We start from the raw sequence: 18,759 nt of genomic DNA, 5'->3' as shown, positions 1-18,759 counted from the left end.
GCCTGACAACGACTTCCTTCAAGCCCCAGGTTTCCTCACCGTCATTCCCGCGAAAGCGGGAATCCAGTGCCTTTGGGCCTTTTGAGCGTAGCGGTAGAAGTCGCTGGATTCCCGCTTTCGCGGGAATGACGGGTAGGTTGTGCCAGGCGGACTCACATCACCCGGCAGAACACCGCCTTCAGATAGCGGCCTTCCGGCACGTCGCTGCGGAACGGATGGTCCGCGCCCGCACCGGCCGTATGCAGTACCTGGATCTCGCGGCCGGCGTTGAGCGCCACGCGGCGCAGCATTTCCAGGAAGTCCGCCTCGCTCACCAGGCCGGTGCACGAGCAGGTCAGCAGCAGGCCGCCGGGCGGGATCACGTCCAGCGCCAGTCGGTTCATCGCGAAGTATTTCTTCAGCGCGTCGACCACCTTGTTGCGGTCGCGCGTGAGCTTGGCCGGATCGACGATCACCGCGTCGTACTGCTCGCCACGGGCGATGGCACCGCGCAACCAGTCGAACATGTCGGCCGCTTCGAACACCACCGGCACGTCGTTGGCGGCGGCGTTGGCGCGGGCGATCTCCAGGATGCCCGGATCCATGTCCACGCCCGTGGCCGACAGGGCACCGGCGGCCAGCGCGTGCACGGCGAAGCCACCGGCGTTGCAGCACAGGTCGAGCACGCGCCGGCCCTTGGCGAGGCGCGCGAAGTGGTGGCGGTTCTCGCGCTGGTCGGCGAAGAAGCCGGTCTTGTGGCCATAGCCCGGCGCCGCGTGGAAGCGCAGGCCGTGCTCGTGCACTTCCACCGGCGCGGGCGCCTCGGGCGAACGGCAGTCGAAGGATTCCTGCTTCTGCACATGGTTCTCGGCGAACCAGTACAGGCGCGCGCCGGGGAAGTGGCGCAGGAGCGCGGCATGGATGGCCTCGCGGAAGCGCCACATGCCGGCGGCGAAGTATTCGATCACCAGGATGTCGGCGTAGCGGTCGACCACCAGGCCGGAAAGCCCATCGCCCTCGCTGTGGATCACGCGCCAGGCGTCGCTCACGCGGTCGAGCTGCAGCAGTTCGTTGCGCAAGGTGACCGCGCGGTCGATGCGGGCAGCGATCCAGTCGGCGTCGATGGCTTCGCCGGGGTCAGTGGTGAGCAGGCGCAGCGCGATGCGCGCATGACCGTTCCAGAAGCCGCGGCCGACAAAACGGCCCTTGGCGTCCTCCACGTCGACCACGCTGCCGGGCGGCACGCGGGTCTCCGGCTTGTGCACCTGCGCGGACCACACCCAGGGGTGGCCGGGCGTGCGGTCGGTCTTGAGGCGGATGGTGGGGAGGGGAGAGGCGGGGGTATTCATCCGCCCATGATACCGGCAGGCGACGCGGCACGCCGGATTTAGCTGTGGGAGCGCACCCTGTGCGCGACGGCCAGCCGGTGCCGCGGCCTCTGCGAGGCCGTCGCGCACAGGGTGCGCTCCCACAAAAGGAGGTGAATCAGCGGAAGCGCAGCGCCAGCCAGGAAAGGAGCGCCAGCAGGTTGATGCCCAGGCGTGACAGGGACGGTCCGCCCACCGCCAGCAGGAATCCTTCGCTGCCCACGTGCCAGTCCAGCCCCAGGGCCACCGGCAGATGCAGGCTGGCGTAGACGTTCACGAACGCGCCGCAATGGAAGCCGTAGCTCAGGATGGGGGTGGCGATCAGCGGCAGTTGCAGCAGCTGCGACCACTGGGAGAAGGTCACGCCGCGTTCGCTGTTCTCCAGCAGCAGGGCGCCGGCCACCATCGTGAACGCGTAGAACGCGAATCCGATCACCGCGACGATGGAATCGTGCGATCCGAACGGCAGCAGCCGGCGGAGCATGGCCACCATGCCGAAAAAGCCACCCGCCACCTCGAGGATGCCGATCACTCGGAAAAGGAAATTGCGCACGTACGATGCCCCGGATCGAAAGCCGGGAGCTTAGCGGATCAGGGCGCGGGTGTTGGTGGAGTGGTTTGGCAGTTTGTTGGGCGGCGTACAGCTCAAGCGACGTCCCCTAGTAGGAGCGCACTTGTGCGCGACCGCGGCGCCACGTCGATACCTCGTCGCTGATTGGTCGCGCGCAAGCGCGCTCCTACAGAAGCTCGTCCGCCAGTTCGTGCAGGTCGGCGATGTGCTGTTCCCACCAACGCGGCTCGGCCACGAAGGGAAAGGCGGCGGGGAAGGCCGGGTCGTGCCAGCGCGTGGCGATCCAGCCGGCGTAGTGCAGCTGGCGCATGGCGCGCAGCGCGGGCACCAGGGCGAGTTCGCCGAAGTCGAATTCGCGCATGTGCTGATAGCCTTCCAGCAGGGCGTTCATCGCCTTGTCGTCGTTGGCGAGCATCCACAGGTCCTGCACCGCCGGGCCCATGCGCGCGTCGTCCAGATCCACGAAATGCGGGCCGGCATCCGTCCACAGCACGTTGCCGGGATGGCAGTCGCCGTGCAGCCGCAGCTGGCGCACCGGGCCCACCGCAGCGAAACGATCGGCCACGGCGCGGTCCACGCGCTCGGCGGCTGCGCGGTACGCCGCGTGCAACGAAGGCGGCAGCAGGGAGGACGCCAGCACCGCCCGCATCGGCTGTTCGATCAGCGTGGCGCAGTCGATGCGCCCGCGATGCTCGAACGGCTGCCGCGCGCCCACGCTGTGGATGCGCGCGATCAGCCGCCCCAGCCATTCCAGCTGCTCCGTGGATTCCAGCGACGGCGCGCGCCCGCCACGACGGGGGGTGAGCGCATAGCGGAAGCCGTCGTGGTGGAGCAGGGTGCGTCCGCCGAACACCAGCGGCGCGACGACGGGAATGTCCGCCTCCGCCAGCTCCTGTGCAAACGCGTGTTCCTCGAGGATGGCCGCATCGCTCCAGCGGTGCGGGCGATAGAACTTTGCGATGACGGGCGCGGCGTCTTCGATGCCCACCTGCCATACGCGGTTTTCGTAGCTGTTGAGCGCGAGCAGGCGACCGTCAGGCCACAGGCCGCAGGCGGTCACCGCGTCGAGCACGCGATCGGGATCGAGCGAGGCGTAGGGCGCTGAGAGGCTGTCCATGCTCAACGCGGGGCCACCACGCGCGCCGGGATCACCGCCATGGTGATGCGCGAGATGCACACCAGCTCGCCGGCTTCCGTCTCGATGCGGATCTCCCACACCTGCGTGCTGCGACCGATATGTACCGGGCGTGCGGTGCCGATGACCGTGCCGCTGCGCACGCCGCGGATGTGGTTGGCGTTGATGTCCAGGCCCACGGTCACTTCCTGCGCGGGATCCAGCGTGAGCATGGCCGCGGTGCTGCCCAGCGTCTCGGCCAGCACCACCGAGGCGCCGCCGTGCAGCAACCCATACGGCTGGTGGGTGCGGTGGTCCACGGGCATGGTGCCGCGCACCCAGTCGTCGCCGATCTCGGTGAAACGGATGCCCAGCGTTTCCATCATGGTGTTGGCGCTCCAGCCGTTGATGCGCTCGAGCGAGGGATCCTGTTTCCAGATGGCCATGGCTGTTTCTCCGTGGAAAGCTTGTGAAAGGGTGAGTCTATTCAATGCCTCTGCATGGCCCGCGCCGGGAGCTGCTTGCCCGCAGGCCAAGGAAGAACGAGGGAGTGTATGTCGATACACGACCGAGTGATGACGCTGGCTTGTGGGCAAGCAGACCCGGCCCGAAGGGTTGAGCCCGTATGCCCGCCAGGAAGCGACGCGCGGCTCGAGCTGACGGTCAGTCAGGCGCTTCGCCACGCGCCACTCCCTGGCGGGCATACGGGCTCAACGCGGGCCATGCAGAGGTATTGAATAGACTCAAAGGGCCCTCATTGTCGACGGACGCTTACCCCGCGACAATGCGCCCTGTGTACAAGGTCACCATTCAATCCACCGGCCGGCATTTTCCGGTCGCTCCGGGCGAAACCGTGCTGGAGGCCGCCCAGCGGGCCGGCATCGCCCTGCCGTATTCGTGCCGCGCCGGTGTGTGCGGCAGCTGCAAGGCCACGCTCATCGAGGGGTATTGCGATTACCCGTTCAACCCCCCGGTGGCGCTGAGCGGCACATCGCCTGCGCAGCACGCCATCCTGCTCTGTCAGGCGGTGCCGCGTTGCGATCTCACCATCGAGGCGCGCGAAGTCACCTCGGTCGAAGACATCGCCCGCCGGCAGGTGGACGTGGTGGTCTCGCGCAAGTGGATGCTCGCGCCCGACGTGATCGGCCTGCACCTGAAGCCTGCGTCGGCGGATGCACGGCTCACCTGGCTGCCAGGCCAGTATCTGGACGTGCTGCTGGACGGCGGACGCCGCCGGCCGTTCTCCATCGCTAACCACCCGCAGGCGGACGGCACCATCGAGCTGCATGTGCGCCATGTGGCGGGCGGTGGTTTCACCTCGTGGGTGAACGATACGCTGCAGGTCGGCGACCCGTTGCGCATCGAGGGCCCGCTGGGCACCTTCGTGCCGCGCGAGGATGCCGAGCGGCCGATGATCTTCATGGCCGGCGGCACCGGCTTCGCGCCGGTGAAGGCCATCGTCGAGCACTTCATTGCGCTAGGCACGCGCCGGCCTATGCATGTGTACTGGGGCGCGCGCCAGGCGGCGGATCTGTACATGCGCGAACAGGCGGAACGCTGGGCGGCATCCGCGCATGACCTGAGCTTCCACGCGGTGCTTTCCGATGCGGAGCAGGCGCTGGCCAGCGGTATCCGCCCGGGCTTCGTGCACGAAGCCGTGCTGCAGGACCACCCGGACCTGTCCGGCTACGACGTCTATATGAGCGGCCCGCCGGCGATGATCGACGCCGGGCGCAAGCTCTTCACCGGCGCGGGGCTGCCGGAAGAGCGGCTCTACTACGATTCGTTCGATTACGCGCCCGACGTGCTGGCGCAGATCCTCGGCAACCGCGCGGGCATCGTCGGCTTGTAAGAGCCTGCCCGGGGCGAAGGCGTTGCGCCCCCGCCCCCTGGAGCCATCAGCCCGGGTTCTTGCCCTTGGCCACCGGCAGCTGGGCCTGCTGCCAGCCGATCACGCCGCCGCCCAGGGTGTAGACCTTGGTGAAGCCTGCCTTGACCAGGCGCTGCGCGGCCTTGTCGCTGGCGCCGCGGCCATCCTTGTCGATCAGCACCACCGGCACGTCCTTCGCCTTGGCGATGTCCTTGTGCTCGGGGTCGAACTGGCTGAGCGCGACATGGCGCGAACCCGGCACATGGGCCTTCTCGTAGTCCGCATAGGCGGAAAGGTCGATCAACAGCGGCCCTTCGCGGTTGATCAGCAAGGTCAGGCTGGCCGGGGTCAGTTCCTTGTACTTGCGCAGCAGCATCATCACCTGCGTGACGATCAGGCCCAGCAGCAGGATCAGGAACAGCGCGGCAAGCGCCAGGTTGTGGCCGATGAATTCGGGCAGCTTGTGCAGGACGTCGCTCATTCGTTGGGTTCCGCAGGCGCGGGCAAGGCCGCGTGGAGTGAACAGAACGGGCGATTATACGGCCGCTGGCCGTGGGGATGTTGGGGCGCCAGGGCGGGCGACATTCCTGCTCGTCATCCCGGCCCTTGCCCCCTTTTTCGGGGTGCGCCGGGATGGACGGACAGGAAAGGTTCGGTTGGCCAAGGCCTACTGCTGGCTGATGTCCGGCAGGCCCGATTCCAGATACCAGTGCTTGCTGGTCTCGTCGTAATGCCAGGTCTGGTGGTCGGTGACGCTGCGCTCGTGCTGCGTATTCACGTTGATCAGGTTGATCTGCACCGTCTGGTGCACTTCGAACTGGCCGTTGGGCACCGGGCCGTTGCCATCGTCATAGCCGCTCACCTTGTACTGCTGGTAGCGGGCCATCTCCAGCGGCGGGATGGGGTGCGCGTCGCGCACCTTCGGGTCCACGAACTGCAGCGCCGCATTGAAGTCGCCCCAGCGCACCGTGCTGGCGTAGGCGTTGAGCGTGGTGGTGAGCGCGTCCTTGCGCTGGTCGGTGGCGCAGCCACCGAGCGCGAGCAGGGACACCGTGACGAGCGGAATCAGGATGCGACGCATGAGCCTTTCCCCTGGGACAAGGCCTGCATTGTGCCCAAAGCACCGGCGCCGTGTCGTCACGCAGGCCTCGTTTTCACACGGCGTCGGGCGAGCGGCGCTTGGCCACGAAGCGGCCTTCCAGCGTGGCCGCGGGCTTGTCGCCGGTGCCTGGCACGCGGCACACCACTTCGATGCGGGCCCGGCCGCGCGAGGCCAGCGTGTCGAAGAACGCGGTCCAGTCCGCGCCCTCGGCCAGGCGGGCCTCACTGACGAAGTCGCTCCACACCGGTTCCAGGTAACGCACGGTGGATTCGCCCACGAACACGTCGCACTCCAGACCGCGCATGCGCAGCTCCAGTTCGACCAGGCCCCAGCCGTTGAGCGTCATCACGCTCACCAGGCTGCCGCCAAAGGCACAGCCCTTGTCGTTGATGTTGGGGCTCAATGGCGCGGCCAGCGACAGCCGCCCGTCGTCGCAGTCATGCAGATTCAGGTCCATGTTCTGCGCGAGCGGGATTTCGTCGCGCATGAAGCCAACCAGCTTGCGCGCAAGGGTATGCCTTTCGGTGGTGCTCATCGTGGGTGATTGGGGTGGGGTCACGGAGGGGGAAGGAATAGTTTACGTAGCCAGGTGGACCATCCGCAGGCGCATGGCCGTTACACTCGCGGCATTCCCCGGAGTGGCCGATGAAACCGCGATCCCCGCCCCCTGCCGAGCACACGCTGGATGGACGCGTCGTGGTGGTCACGCGACCGGCCGGCACCGGCTCGCCGCTGGCGCGCAAGGTGCGGCGGCTCGGCGGCGATGCCCTGCTGCTGCCGGGCCTGTCGTTGCGTGCCGTGGATGGGCCGGGTGCCGCCACGGCGCTGCGCGCGGCCCTGGGCGACGAGCTGCTGGTATTCACCAGCCCCGCCGCCGTGCGCTTCGCGGCGCGACTGGCATCGCTGGATACCCGGGCCATGGTGCTCGCCGTAGGGCGGGGCACCGCGCGGGCGCTGGGTCGTCATGGCCTCAAGGCACTGGTTCCGGCCGGAAGCCAGGACAGCGAAGGCTTGCTGGAGCACCCCGCGCTGGCCGGGCTCAACGGCCGACGCGTCGCCCTGATCGGCGCGCCGGGCGGGCGCGGCGTGCTGCGCGCCGAACTGGCGGCGCGTGGTGCGCGGCTGCGCGAGGTGCATGTCTATCGCCGTGGCGTGCCGCGCTGGCAACGCCGCCAGCTCGATGCCGTGATGCAGTTGCCGGCGGACGCGCGCGTGCTGCTGTCCAGTGCCGAGGCGCTGAACAACCTGAAGCAGGGCTTGCCTGCCGACGCGTTCGCGCGCCTTTGCCGCGCCGTGGCCGTCGCCAGCAGCGAGCGGCTTGCTGACGCGGCCCGCGCGGCCGGTTTCCGGCGCGTCGTGGTCGCCGATTCGGCGCTGTCTGAAAACCTGCTCGCGGCGGCGGCGCGGGCCTGATCTTTTTCCCGCGGAATCGGCGACTTTCACGCGCGTTTGATGCGAGTCCGCCATCGCGGGCTGTTAGCATGTCTCGCATGAGCCAAGACGACTCCTTCCTCGATAGCGGCGCATCCGCGGGTGCGCGTTCCGAAACCTCTCCCCGTCCGGCGCGCACCACATCGCCCGCACGGCGCGGCAGTGGCACGCTGGCCGTGGCGTTGCTGCTCTCGCTGGTCGCCGTCGGCGGAGCCGGTTACGTGGGCTGGCGCCAGTGGCAGCAGGAACAGGGCAGTGCGGCCAGCCACGCCACCGTCGACGCACTCAAGCAACGCGTGGATACGCTGGAAAGCGCCTTCAGTGCCAGCGACAGCGAACGCAACCTGCTGCGCCAGCGCCTAGGCGACGCCGACCAAGTGAATCGCTCGCTGCGCGAGGAAGTGCTCGGCGAGGCCGAACGCACGCGCAACCTCGAAGACGCCGTGGCCAAGCTGTCGGAAAAGACGCTGTCCGGTCACGACGCCATGCTGCTGGATGAAACCGAGTCGCTGCTGCGCATGGCCAAGGAACGCTACGACCTGTTCCATGACGCGCAGGGCGCGCTGGCGGCTTATGCACTGGCTGACCAGGCGCTGGCGGCGGTCAACGACGGTGCGTTCTCCGGCTTGCGCCAGAGCATTGGCGCGGAACGCGACGCGCTGACCAAGAGCAAGGCGGTCAACCTCGATACCGCGCTGACCACGCTGAGCAACCTGCGCGCCTCGATGATGGCGCTTCCGCTCAAGCCGCTGGATGCGGCGTCGTCCGACGCGGCGAGCAGCGGCTGGTCGCGCATCATGGGCGCGCTTAACAACGTGGTGAAGGTGCAGCGCACCAACGGCGCACCGCTGTCCGTGGCCGATGCGCGTTTTGCGCGCGAATTGACCGCGATCGACCTGGCGCAGGCGCAGGCGGCCCTGCTTGCCTCCGACCGCGACGCCTACGTCGCCGCGCTCAAGCGTGCCGACGGCGGCATCGCCGCGCAGTTCGACGCGGGTGCCGCGCCGGTGCAGCAGGCCCGCGAGCAGCTCTCCGCGCTGATCGCCCAGTCGCCGGGCGCGCCCGTGCAGCTCGGCGCCGCGCTCAACGAACTGCGCAACTTGCGCGCCGTGCATGCACTCAAGCCAGCCAGCGCCAGCTCGACCGGAGCCAAGCCATGAAGTTGTGGCGCTGGATTCTGGTGCTGGTGATCGTGGCGGCACTGGCCGCGTTCGGCTGGCACTGGGTAGCCGAAGATCCGGGCTACGTACTGGTGCAGCTGCGCGGCTGGCAGGCCGAGACCACGGTGGTCGCCGCCGTCGTTGTGCTGTTGCTGGCCTGGGCCCTGCTCAGCGCGGTGTGGTTCGCCGTGCGCTGGCCGTTCGGCGCGTTCACGCGCCGTCATCGCCGCCTCAGCCGCAAGAAGATGAGCGACGGCCTGCAGGCGCTGATGGAAGGCCGTCATGGCGACGCCGAGCGTGACCTGCACCGCGCCTCGCGGTTGGACGCGCTGCGCGGTCCCGCGTTGCTCGCGGCGGCTGAAGCGGCCTCGCGTCGTGGCGAGAACAACCGCGCGCTCACCACGCTCGATGAAGCCGCTCAGGTCGCACCGCGTGCGGCACGCGTGCTGCGCGCGCGGGTGCTGCGTCGCGAAGGTCGTGCGGTCGAGGCGGTGAACCTGCTCGCCGCCGATGCGGATGCCGGCAACCTCACGCCCGGCGGCTGGCGCGAACTCGCGCTGGCCGCGCTGGCCAGCGGCGACCATCGCCGCGCGCGTCAGGCGCTGGAGCCCCTGCAGAAGAGCGGTGCGCTCGGCGCCAGGAACTTCGCCGTGCTGGAGGCGCAGGTGCTTGCCGCTTCGCTGCGCGGTGCATCCGATGCCGCCGCGCTCAACACATTGTGGTCGCAACTGCCCAAGGCGCAGCGTCGCATCCCCGCCGCCATCGACGCCTATGCGCGCCAGGCCGCCGCGTTCGGCATGATGCTGCCGGCCATGGACGAGGTGGAATCGGCCCTGCGTCGCGAGTGGTCGCCCTTGTTGATCGAGACGTACGGTTCACTCGGGGCGGAGGACATCGAAGCCCGCCTGCGTCGCGCCGAATCGTGGCTGGACGGCCACCCCAACGACGCCGCGCTGCTGCTGACACTGGGCCGCATGTGCGTGCGCCTGAATCTTTGGGGCAAGGCCACGCAGTACCTGGAACGCTCGCTGGCGCTCACGCCGAGCAGCGGTGCCTGGGAAGCGTTGGGCGACGTGCACGCGGGTCAGGGCGATGCCGCGCTGGCGCAGCGCTGCTACCGCAATGCACTCGCGCTGGCCCGCGGCGAGGCTATCCAGCCGTTGCCGCAGGGCGCGCGCTCCACACGACTGGATACGCGTCCGATCGCGGTGGAAGAGCGCAGCGAACACGGTGTGCCAAGGCTGCCGGAGTAAGAAAAAAGCCGCTTCCGATCGAAGCGGCTTTTTTTTCAGCTCGCCGAAATCGCCCAGGTGATGAAGCCGGCATTGACGGCGGTGAACACCAGTGACACCAGGAAGATCGCGTCGGCGATGCGTTCCAGCCGATGGTTGCGCCCCAGGTTGCGCGTGCGCAACGCCCAGTACGACACCAGGCAGGACGCGAGGTAAAGCATGGCGTTCACCGCCAGCAGGTCATCGCCCAGCAAGTCTTCCTTGCGCAGCGAGATCACCACGCGAAGGATGCCGATGACGGTGAGGCACACGCCGACCATCGCGGCCGACGCGGTGAAGATGTGCACGCAGATATCGTGGTCCAGGCGCGCGCGGCTGGTGTCGGAAGTATCGCCGGGGTTGTCGGTCGTCATGGCTTGAACCGTTTCGGATGCCTGGACGTTGGGAGCGCCGGCGCGACTCGCCGGTTCCGGTCGAAGCTTCGTGCGTTCAGCAGGCAGATGATATCCGGCTCACTCGGCCGGCTGCACCCACCAGCGCTGCACCCGCTCGGCCACCGCCACCACGGCCAGCGCGCAGGCGATGCCGAGCGCCACCTCGCCCACGCGGGTGAGCGCAATCAGCCAGAACGAGCCGGTGTGCGGCACCAGCATGATGATGGTGGTGGTGCTGGCGCTGAGCCGGGCCGCGCTGCCCACGCCCAGCAACCAGCACGCGCCGATGGCGGCCACGATGCCGACCAGGTAGGCCGTGTATTGCTCGCCCATCAGCAGCACGGCGCCGAAGCCGGCGAGGCTGCCCACCAAGGCGCCGATGATCTGGTCGCGCGAGGACGAGCGCGTGTCCAAATAGGTCTGCTGCGTCACCGCGATGGCCGTCAGTGCCGCCCAGAATGCCTGCTGGGTGTGCACCAGCAGGCCAAGGCCGTACGAGGCGCTGGCTGCCAGCGTGGCCAGCAGCGCAAACCATGCGCCCTGCATCAGGCGATGTGTCCACGGCAGGTGCCGGTAGACGAAGGCCATGCCCTGCTGCACGTCGAACAGCTGGCGCAGGTTGTCACGCAGTGAAGGCTGGTCGCTCATGATCGTCGGCCTCTCGTGCCTGGTTTCGTGCCTACAACGGCGTCAGGTTGGCATAGGCGTAGACCAGCCACTTGCTGCCGCTGCTGGCGAAGTTCACCTGGATGCGCATGTGCGCGCCGCTGCCTTCCGCACTGACCACGATTCCCTCGCCAAAGCTCGGATGGCTCACGCGCTGGCCAAGCGTCAGCGGCATGGCTTCTTCCAGCGACTTGGAGCCGCCCGTCGGGCGCGCGCCATACAACGGACGACTCACCTGCACGCGCGGACGCACCTCGTCGATCAGCTCTGGCGGGATCTCGGCCAGGAAGCGCGACGGACGTGCCAGCATTTCCACGCCGTGCATGCGGCGTGACTCGGCGTAGGTGATGAACAGGCGCTCGCGGGCGCGGGTGATGCCCACGTAGGCGAGGCGGCGTTCCTCTTCGAGGCGGCCCTCGTCTTCCACCGAGCGCTGGCTGGGGAACAGGCCTTCTTCCATGCCGACCAGGAAGACCACCGGGAACTCCAGGCCCTTGGCCGAGTGCAGAGTCATCAGTTGCACGCAATCGTCCCACGCTTCGCCCTGGCCCTCGCCGGCTTCGAGTGCCGCATGCGACAGGAAGGCGGCCAGTTCGCTCAAGCCTGCTTCTTCGTCGTCCGGCGTCAGCTCGAAGCGACTGGCGACGTTGACCAGTTCGTCCAGGTTCTCCACGCGCGATTCGGCGTTGCCGCGGCTGTCCTTCTCGTAGAAGTCGCGCAGGCCGGTGTGGGTGATGGCGTGATCGATCTGTTCGGCCAAGGCCAGCGCGTCGCCCACACCGGCGCCGGCGAAGGCGCGCGCCATATCCTCGATCATGGTGAGGAAGGCCTTCACCGCGTTCTTGGCGCGGCCAGCCAGCTCCTTGCCGCCGCTGAGTTCGCTGAGCGCAGCCTCCCACATCGAGCTGTTTTCGGCGCGCGCGCGACGACGCAGCACGTCCAACGTGCGATCGCCGATGCCGCGCGGCGGTGTGTTCACCGCGCGCTCGAACGCGGCATCGTCCTGGCGGTTGGAGGACAGGCGCAGGTAGGCCAGCGCGTCCTTGATCTCCGCGCGGTCGAAGAAACGCTGGCCGCCGTACACGCGGAAGCGGATGTCCCGCTGCATCAGCTGTTCTTCGAAGTTGCGTGACTGCGCGTTGGAGCGGTAGAGGATGGCGCAGTCGCGTGCCTCGCCGTGCTCGGCGACGTATTCGCGGATGCGCTCGATCACAAAGCGCGCTTCGTCCTGCTCGTTGTACGCGGAGTACAGCGCAATGCGTTCGCCTTCGCCGCCATCCGTCCACAGCTGCTTGCCCAGGCGGCCGCCATTGCGGGCGATCACGCTGTTGGCGGCCTTGAGGATGGTGGAGGTGGAGCGGTAGTTCTGTTCCAGCTTGATGGTCTTGGAGCCCGGGAAATCGCGCAGGAACTGCTGCACGTTCTCCACCTTCGCGCCGCGCCAGCCGTAGATGGCCTGGTCGTCGTCGCCCACCACGAACACCTGCCCCGTGTTGCCGGCCAGCACACGAATCCATGCGTACTGCAGCGTGTTGGTGTCCTGGAACTCGTCGATCAGCAGATAACGCCAGCGGTCGCGGTAGTGCTCGAGGATGGCCGGGTTGTGCAGCCACAGCTCGTGCGCGCGCAGCAGCAGTTCGGCGAAGTCGACCAAACCGGCGCGGCGGCAGGCTTCCTCGTACGCCTGGTAGATCTGCACCAGCGTGCGCGTCATCGGATGATCGCGATGCTCGATGCTGTCCGCGCGCTTGCCTTCGTCCTTCCACTGGTTGATCTGCCAGGTGGCCTGACGCGGCGGGAAGCGAGCCTCATCGAGCCCGAGGCCCGCGACCACGCGCTTGACGATGCGCTGCTGGTCGTCGGCATCGAGGATCTGGAAGCCTTCCGGCAAGCCCGCCTCGCGCCAGTGTCGGCGCAACAGGCGATGCGCGATGCCGTGGAAGGTGCCCACGGTAAGGCCCTGGGTGCCGCCGGGAATCAGCTGGTCCAGGCGCGCGCGCATTTCACCGGCGGCCTTGTTGGTGAAGGTCACGGCGAGGATCGCCCAGGGCGATATGCCCTCGACCTGCGTGAGCCAGCCGATGCGGTGCGTGAGCACGCGCGTCTTGCCGGAGCCGGCGCCCGCGAGCACGAGGTAATTGCCAGGCGGGGCGCAGACGGCTTCGCGCTGCGCGTCGTTGAGCTTGTCGATCAGGTGGGAGACATCCATCCCGCCTATTGTACCGGGCAGGGGCGTATCGGTCCCGAATGGCAGGCCACCCCCCCTGTGGGAGCGCACCCTGTGCGCGACGGGGGATGCGAGGGAGTGTGACGCCGCCGGGACTTCATGCGATCTGGTAAAGCGCAACGCCCCGCCGCGCACAGGGTGCGCTCCCACAGGGGCACGACGATGCCTTGTCAGTAGCGTGGATCGAAACTCAACAGATGCCACGAAGCGATGAACGCGATGGCCCCAAGGCAGGCCAGCAGCAGCGCCGTCCCGCTGATCCGCCGCCACCAGGCGCCTCCGCGCCATGCCCGCCATGTTTCGATCGCCACGGGCACGGTACCCAGGACGGCCAGCGAGCCCACCAGGAAGAGCAGCAACAGGTGCAGGTCCAGGTGCGGGGCACCAAGCCGGGGCAGCACAAGACACCACTCCCCCGCGAACAGCAGGTAGAGCACAGCGCTGAAGCGGCTGAGGCGGTACACCCGCAGATCCTGTTCCGGGGGCGCCAGCGAGGCATGCCGGCGGCCGAGCCACGCCATCACCGGCCACGACAGCGCGATCAGCGCGAAGACCGCGAGCAGCAGCGACACGATGCCCTTGATGGTGGCGGGCGATGCGCCGGTCGCCGGCAGGTATACCTCGCCGGGTGACAGCGCGTCGGAGGATACCATGCGCACCTTGCCATCGCGGACGATAGCGCCCAGCCGCCGGCCCGTGGCGTCGTCCACCCACAGGTAGGGCTTCACCTCGCGCCAGTGCGCCGTGCCGAACATGGGCGTGACCAGCGCACCATCGGCTGCCACGCTTATCGTGCCTTGCCGGAACACATCGCGCAGTGCAAATACGTTGCTTTGCGATGTGATGCTGGACGCATAGCGGCCCGCGAGCTGCGCAGCGTGTTGCTTGTCCGTGCCCAGCGTCGGCTGTTTCAGTTGCGGCAGCGGCGGGAAATAGCGGCCGGCGAAGCGCTCAACCAGTGGGCGAAGCAAGGGCTGCGCATCGCCGCCTGCCGTGGCGATGAAGATGCCGGCGTGATGCTCGGGGAGCAGCGCGAGCAGGCTGTGGTAGCCGTTGAAATCACCGGCGTGGCCGAGGATGGCCTGGTCGCCGCGATCCATGTGCGCGAAGCCGAGCGCCATGCCCGGCAGGCCGGGGATCGCCGCGCGCTGGTAGCCCTGCATCTGTTGCACGGTAGCCTGCTCCAGCAGCTGCGCGTTGCCGGCGCGACCGAATTGCAATTGGGCGATCATCAGCGGAGCCATGTCTTCGCCACTGACGAGCAGGCCGGTCGCTGGGGTCGGCAAGATCCGTTTCCATGGTTGCACGGGCCCCGCGCTGGACGCGATGTGCTCCCAGGGCGGCGTCGATTGATTGAACCTGGCGTGCTGCATGCCCAACGGTTCGAAGATGTGCCGCGCCATGTAGTCATCGAAGGCCTGCCCCGATGCACGCTGCACGATATAGCCGGCCAATGCCATGCCATAGATGGAATAGGCAGGCACCTCGCCCGGCGGATAGATGCGCGCAGGTACGCTTACCCAGTGTTTGAGCCAGGCTTCGTTCTGCTCCAGCTGCTTGGCGTCCGTGACGTAGCTGTGCTTGGCCACGTCTTCGAAGCCGGGAGTGTGGGTCAGCAGATCACGCAGCGTGACCGGCTTCCCATCGCGCGGCGGGATGGTGAAGTCGAGATAGCGGTTGACGTCGGCATCGAGGTCAAGCTTGTGTTTCTCGACCAGTTGCATGACCGCCGTCGAAGTGACGACGCCGGACAGCGCGCCCACGCGAAACATCGTGGTGGCCGGGTCCACGGCCTTCTTCTCGTCCGGGTTCGCGTAGCCGTAACCCTTGGCGAGCAGGATCTCGCCGTCCTTCACCACCACAACCACGGCACCCGTCACCGCGCCTTGCTGCATGACGCCGTTCATCTCGCCATCGAGCCAGGGTTGCACGTCGCTGGCGCTCAACTCGGCGGCGCCGAGCTGGGTCACAGTGGCGTGTTTCGGTTCCGGCAACGGGGTGATCTGGATCGGCGCCTGCGCCCACAGCGCGGTGGACAGCAGCATCGAAGCCAATGCCACGGCGCGCTTGCCCCACGGGGACCGGTTCATCACGGCGGTCGCGACGGCGTGCATGCATGACTCCTTGAAACGGCGCGGCAAACGGACATGCAGTATGCCGCGCCACACTTTGCCCGGCGTCTGTGTCGCGTCAACGCGCGTCAGGGAGTCTTCAGCCGGGAACGTGCGCTCAGTCGCGTTTCATCTTCGCGACGATGTTCGCGAGCTCGCGCACGGCGGCTTCCGAAACCTCGCGCTGCGGCGTGGTGTCGGGGTTGTTGAAATTGCCGGCATCGCCGATCACCTGCACCATGATGCCGTCGCTGCGCGGCACCACGCTCAGGTTCTGCGAGCGCAGGCCGTAGGTGACCTCGGGCTGTGGAATCAGCCTTGCCGTCTGGCCACGCACGGGAATCACGGACTCGTCGCCGAACAGGGCACGCGCGCCATAGCCGGTGGCGTTGACCAGGGTACGTTCCGGCAGCTGCTGCAACTGTTCGGGATGTTCGAACTCACGGATCTCGATCTTGCCGCCCGCCGCGAGGTATTCGTTCATCAGGTAATTGGCATAGCTGCTGATGTTGAACATCAGCGTGGTATAGCGGCGCACGTACGGTTCGGGGAAGGGATGGTTGCCGGGCGCCAGTTCCACCGAGCGTGGCGTGAGGTCGCGCACGCGATCGGCGAAGTCGCCGTACTCGGGCTCGTCCGGCACGTCGCCGTGGAACTTGCCGAAAGGGGCGTCGGACAGCGAATAGCCATCGATCCATTCGATCGGCTTGCCCGGCAGGCCGAGCAGGCTCTGGTAACGCGCGTACGAGATGCGCGTCATCATGTCCCAGCGATCGGCCAGCGTCGGTGCGTGCGTGGCGTCGCAGATGCGCGAATCGGGCGTCCACAGGCCGGAGGCACGCATGGAGAACACGTCCGGCGGCAAGGCCTTGGCGTAGATGCGCACGGACAGGCCCGCGCGTTGGGCGAGCAGGGCAGTGGTGAGGCCGATGGCGCCGCAGCCGATCACGCCCAGTTCTTTCGCGCCGGTGGCCTGCACCATCTGCAGCGCCAGCGTGCCCGAGCCCCACGACAGCGACCAGCCGCTCCCGCCGTGGCCGTAGTTGTGCACCACGGTTTTCTTGCCGAGGTTCTGCGTTTCGACGCGCGGACCTTCCGCGCGGAACGGCCGCGTGCACACGTAGACGCCGGTGATGCGGTCGGTGCTGGCGCGGATGAGCGGCAGCGTAGGAGTGCTTCCGGTCGACGCCGGCCGCGGTTCCACGCGCTGCCCGGCGCAGGCGGTGAGGCCCGCCGTGGAGGCCACCGCTAGCGTGGCGCCGGCCTGGCGCAGGAAATGGCGTCGTTCCATGGTGGCATTCCAAGGGGGAGAACGGGAAAAACCGTAAGCCTACACGCTCGTCATTCCGGCGTAGGCCGGAATCCAGTTGCCGTGCATTGGGGTTCGCGCCACGGTAGACGCCTTTGCAGGGGCCCGCGCGAAAACCGAACTCTGCCGCTACTGGATTCCGGCCTACGCCGGAATGACGGTCAAGAGCATCAACCCTTCTTGAGGAACCCGCCCAACGCAATCACCGCACCCACCGCGGCGCCCGCGATGCCGGCCCACTGCGGAATGGCCTTGTCGTGCGTGGCGGTGACCTTGGCCGAACCGATCTGCACCAGCGTGTCGGTCGTCTGGTAGCTGCCGTGGCCCGTCAGGACCCAGATGCCGCCGGCCAAGAGGGCGAGGCCAATGAGGATCAGCACTGCGCGCATGGAAAACTCCTATGGATCGGGACGCCGATCATAGGAGCAGAGGGGTAGGGAAAAGTCGACGGCGGCATCAGATGGTGCGTCCGCCGTCGAGGGAGGTAAGCGAATATTCAGTCGACCCGGGCGAACAGCGCACCATGGCCGGGAAGGCGGATGCCGTCGGCGGTGGCTTCACCCTGGCTGAGCCCGTGCCCGTTGACGGCGGTGAGCTTGCCCGCGGCCAGCGGCAGTTCCACCGGCTGCTTCGAGAGATTGAAGGCCACCAGCAACGTTTCGCCGCCATGCTTGCGGGTGAAGGCGAGCACCGGTTCGGGCGTGTCGATGAACTGGATGTCGCCCCAGCGCAGCGCAGGCTGGGTCTTGCGCCAGGCCATGAAGCGGCGGAAGCCGTTGAGTGCCGATGTCGGCGTGGCGTCCTGCAGCGTCACGGCAAGCGCGCGGTGTTCGGCGGGCACCGGCAGCCATGGCTCGCCGACGCTGAAGCCGGCATTCACGCCACCGTCCCACGGCATAGGCGTGCGGCAGCCGTCGCGACCCTTGAAGGTCGGCCAGAAGGTGATGCCGTACGGGTCTTGCAGCGCCTCGAACGGCACTTCGGCCTCGGTGAGGCCCAGTTCCTCGCCCTGGTACACGCATACCGAACCGCGCAGCGAGCACACCATGGCGCTCAACAGGCTGGCCAGCTGCGGCGAGGCGTCGCCATTGCCCCAGCGGCTGAGCACGCGCGCCACGTCGTGGTTGGAAATGGCCCAGCATGGCCAGCCCTCAAGCATCTGCGCCTCGAGGTTGCGCACCGTGCCGCGGATGTAATCCGCGCTGAAATCATCGGTGAGCAACTCGAAGCTGTAGCCCATGTGCAGGCGACCCTTGCGGGTGTACTCGGCGGTCGTCGCGAGCGAGTCTTCCGAGGAGATCTCGCCGATGGCGGCGACGTCCTCGTACTGGTCCATCAGTGCGCGCAGCTGTTCGAGGAACGCGAGGTTCTCCGGCTGCGTGTTGTTGTAGTAGTGGTACTGGAACGCGTACGGATTGTCCGGGCTGAAGCCACGGCCCACGCGTTTTTCCTCGGGCTTGGGCGGGTTGTCGCGCAGCTCGCGGTCGTGGAAGCAGAAGTTGATCGCGTCCAGCCGCAGGCCGTTGACGCCCTTGTCCAGCCAGTACTTCACCTCGTCGAGCACCGCGCGGCGCACGTCGGGGTGGTGGTAGTTCAGGTCCGGCTGCGAGGTCAGGAAGTTGTGCAGGTAGTACTGGCCGCGTCGCGGCTCCCACTGCCAGGCGCAACCGCCGAACAGCGACAGCCAGTTGTTGGGCGGCGTGCCGTCGTCCTTCGCATCGGCCCACACGTACCAGTCGGCCTTGGGATTGTTGCGGCTTTCGCGGCTTTCCTTGAACCAGGCGTGCTCGGTCGAGGTGTGGCTGAGCACCTGGTCGATCATCACCTTCAGGCCCAGCGCATGCGCCTTGGCCAGCAGGCGGTCGAAATCGTCGTTGCTGCCGAACAGCGGGTCGACTTCGCGGTAGTCGGCGATGTCGTAGCCAAAATCGGCCATGGGGGAGCGGAAGAACGGCGAGATCCAGATCGCATCCACGCCAAGGCTCGCGACATAGTCGAGCTTGTCGACGATGCCCGGCAGGTCACCGACGCCATCGCCGTTGGTGTCCATGAAGCTGCGTGGATAGATCTGATAGGTGACGGCTCCGCGCCACCAGGGTGCATCACTCATTTCGCGTGTCCCGTTCCCGCCCATGTGCGAGCGCCACGCACAGGACGACAGGTCCGGGCAAAGCGCGGGGGCAGCT

General features: G+C 67.6%; 18 protein-coding genes. 4 read left to right on the top strand and 14 right to left on the bottom strand.

Features of this window, described 5'->3' with window-relative positions:
• Positions 1-152 precede the first annotated feature (152 nt).
• The 4 genes from HY57_RS00510 to HY57_RS00495 form a co-directional block, all read right to left on the bottom strand.
• A complete protein-coding gene (locus tag HY57_RS00510; protein WP_019466128.1) occupies positions 153-1,328 on the bottom strand; it encodes a class I SAM-dependent rRNA methyltransferase in 1,176 nt (391 codons plus the stop codon).
• A 136-nt stretch (positions 1,329-1,464) separates the two neighbouring features.
• Positions 1,465-1,899: a hypothetical protein gene (locus tag HY57_RS00505; RefSeq protein ID WP_019466129.1), complete on the bottom strand. Its 435-nt coding sequence runs from the start codon at positions 1,897-1,899 to the stop codon at positions 1,465-1,467.
• A 184-nt stretch (positions 1,900-2,083) separates the two neighbouring features.
• Positions 2,084-3,034, bottom strand: coding sequence for a serine/threonine protein kinase (locus tag HY57_RS00500; protein ID WP_019466130.1), 951 nt, complete (start codon positions 3,032-3,034; stop codon positions 2,084-2,086).
• Positions 3,035-3,036: 2 nt separating this feature from the next.
• Positions 3,037-3,477, bottom strand: a complete 441-nt coding sequence (locus HY57_RS00495; protein WP_019466131.1) for a hotdog fold thioesterase — start codon at positions 3,475-3,477, stop codon at positions 3,037-3,039.
• A gap of 338 nt (positions 3,478-3,815) precedes the next feature.
• On the opposite strand from HY57_RS00495, the gene HY57_RS00490 reads away from it, so the two are divergent.
• Complete coding sequence (locus tag HY57_RS00490) at positions 3,816-4,883, top strand: 2Fe-2S iron-sulfur cluster-binding protein (RefSeq protein WP_038579152.1); 1,068 nt, start codon at positions 3,816-3,818, stop codon at positions 4,881-4,883.
• 46 nt (positions 4,884-4,929) lie between these two features.
• Here HY57_RS00490 and HY57_RS00485 read toward each other — a convergent pair whose 3' ends face one another.
• The 3 genes from HY57_RS00485 to HY57_RS00475 form a co-directional block, all read right to left on the bottom strand.
• A complete protein-coding gene (locus HY57_RS00485; RefSeq protein ID WP_019466133.1) occupies positions 4,930-5,382 on the bottom strand; it encodes a rhodanese-like domain-containing protein in 453 nt (150 codons plus the stop codon).
• A gap of 186 nt (positions 5,383-5,568) precedes the next feature.
• Positions 5,569-5,982 carry a hypothetical protein gene (locus HY57_RS00480; RefSeq protein WP_019466134.1) on the bottom strand — a complete coding sequence of 138 codons (414 nt, stop codon included), beginning with the start codon at positions 5,980-5,982 and terminating at the stop codon, positions 5,569-5,571.
• A 73-nt stretch (positions 5,983-6,055) separates the two neighbouring features.
• Complete coding sequence (locus HY57_RS00475; RefSeq protein WP_019466135.1) at positions 6,056-6,538, bottom strand: YiiD C-terminal domain-containing protein; 483 nt, start codon at positions 6,536-6,538, stop codon at positions 6,056-6,058.
• Positions 6,539-6,648: 110 nt separating this feature from the next.
• Here HY57_RS00475 and HY57_RS00470 point away from each other — a divergent pair, with 110 nt between their 5' ends.
• The 3 genes from HY57_RS00470 to HY57_RS00460 all read left to right on the top strand — a co-directional run bounded on the left by HY57_RS00470 (position 6,649) and on the right by HY57_RS00460 (position 9,847).
• Entirely contained in the window at positions 6,649-7,416 is a 768-nt protein-coding gene (locus HY57_RS00470) for a uroporphyrinogen-III synthase (protein WP_019466136.1), read from the top strand.
• 77 nt (positions 7,417-7,493) lie between these two features.
• Positions 7,494-8,594, top strand: coding sequence for a uroporphyrinogen-III C-methyltransferase (locus HY57_RS00465; RefSeq protein ID WP_019466137.1), 1,101 nt, complete (start codon positions 7,494-7,496; stop codon positions 8,592-8,594).
• The gene (locus HY57_RS00460) at positions 8,591-9,847 is read left to right on the top strand and encodes a heme biosynthesis protein HemY (protein WP_019466138.1); all 1,257 of its coding nucleotides are present in this window, start codon (positions 8,591-8,593) and stop codon (positions 9,845-9,847) included. Before HY57_RS00465 ends, HY57_RS00460 begins: the two co-directional genes overlap by 4 nt.
• Before the next feature lie 35 nt (positions 9,848-9,882).
• Here the strand turns inward: HY57_RS00460 and HY57_RS00455 are convergent, their stop codons facing one another.
• The 7 genes from HY57_RS00455 to HY57_RS00425 form a co-directional block, all read right to left on the bottom strand.
• Positions 9,883-10,239 carry a hypothetical protein gene (locus HY57_RS00455; RefSeq protein ID WP_019466139.1) on the bottom strand — a complete coding sequence of 119 codons (357 nt, stop codon included), beginning with the start codon at positions 10,237-10,239 and terminating at the stop codon, positions 9,883-9,885.
• A gap of 99 nt (positions 10,240-10,338) precedes the next feature.
• Entirely contained in the window at positions 10,339-10,908 is a 570-nt protein-coding gene (locus HY57_RS00450) for an FUSC family protein (protein WP_019466140.1), read from the bottom strand.
• A gap of 31 nt (positions 10,909-10,939) precedes the next feature.
• Positions 10,940-13,135, bottom strand: coding sequence for a DNA helicase II (uvrD, locus tag HY57_RS00445; RefSeq protein ID WP_019466141.1), 2,196 nt, complete (start codon positions 13,133-13,135; stop codon positions 10,940-10,942).
• 188 nt (positions 13,136-13,323) lie between these two features.
• Entirely contained in the window at positions 13,324-15,267 is a 1,944-nt protein-coding gene (locus HY57_RS00440; RefSeq protein ID WP_019466142.1) for a serine hydrolase domain-containing protein, read from the bottom strand.
• Between the two features lie 115 nt (positions 15,268-15,382).
• The gene (locus HY57_RS00435) at positions 15,383-16,555 is read right to left on the bottom strand and encodes an FAD-dependent oxidoreductase (RefSeq protein WP_019466143.1); all 1,173 of its coding nucleotides are present in this window, start codon (positions 16,553-16,555) and stop codon (positions 15,383-15,385) included.
• A gap of 188 nt (positions 16,556-16,743) precedes the next feature.
• Complete coding sequence (locus tag HY57_RS00430) at positions 16,744-16,962, bottom strand: hypothetical protein (RefSeq protein ID WP_019466144.1); 219 nt, start codon at positions 16,960-16,962, stop codon at positions 16,744-16,746.
• Positions 16,963-17,069: 107 nt separating this feature from the next.
• Positions 17,070-18,683: an alpha-glucosidase family protein gene (locus tag HY57_RS00425; RefSeq protein WP_019466145.1), complete on the bottom strand. Its 1,614-nt coding sequence runs from the start codon at positions 18,681-18,683 to the stop codon at positions 17,070-17,072.
• Between the last annotated feature and the right edge of the window lie 76 nt (positions 18,684-18,759).

It is taken from the genome of Dyella japonica A8, assembly GCF_000725385.1.
Taxonomy (GTDB): Bacteria; Pseudomonadota; Gammaproteobacteria; order Xanthomonadales; family Rhodanobacteraceae; genus Dyella; species Dyella japonica_C.
Note: the sequence above shows the minus strand (reverse complement) of the source record. Positions and strands in the feature narration are given on the sequence as shown.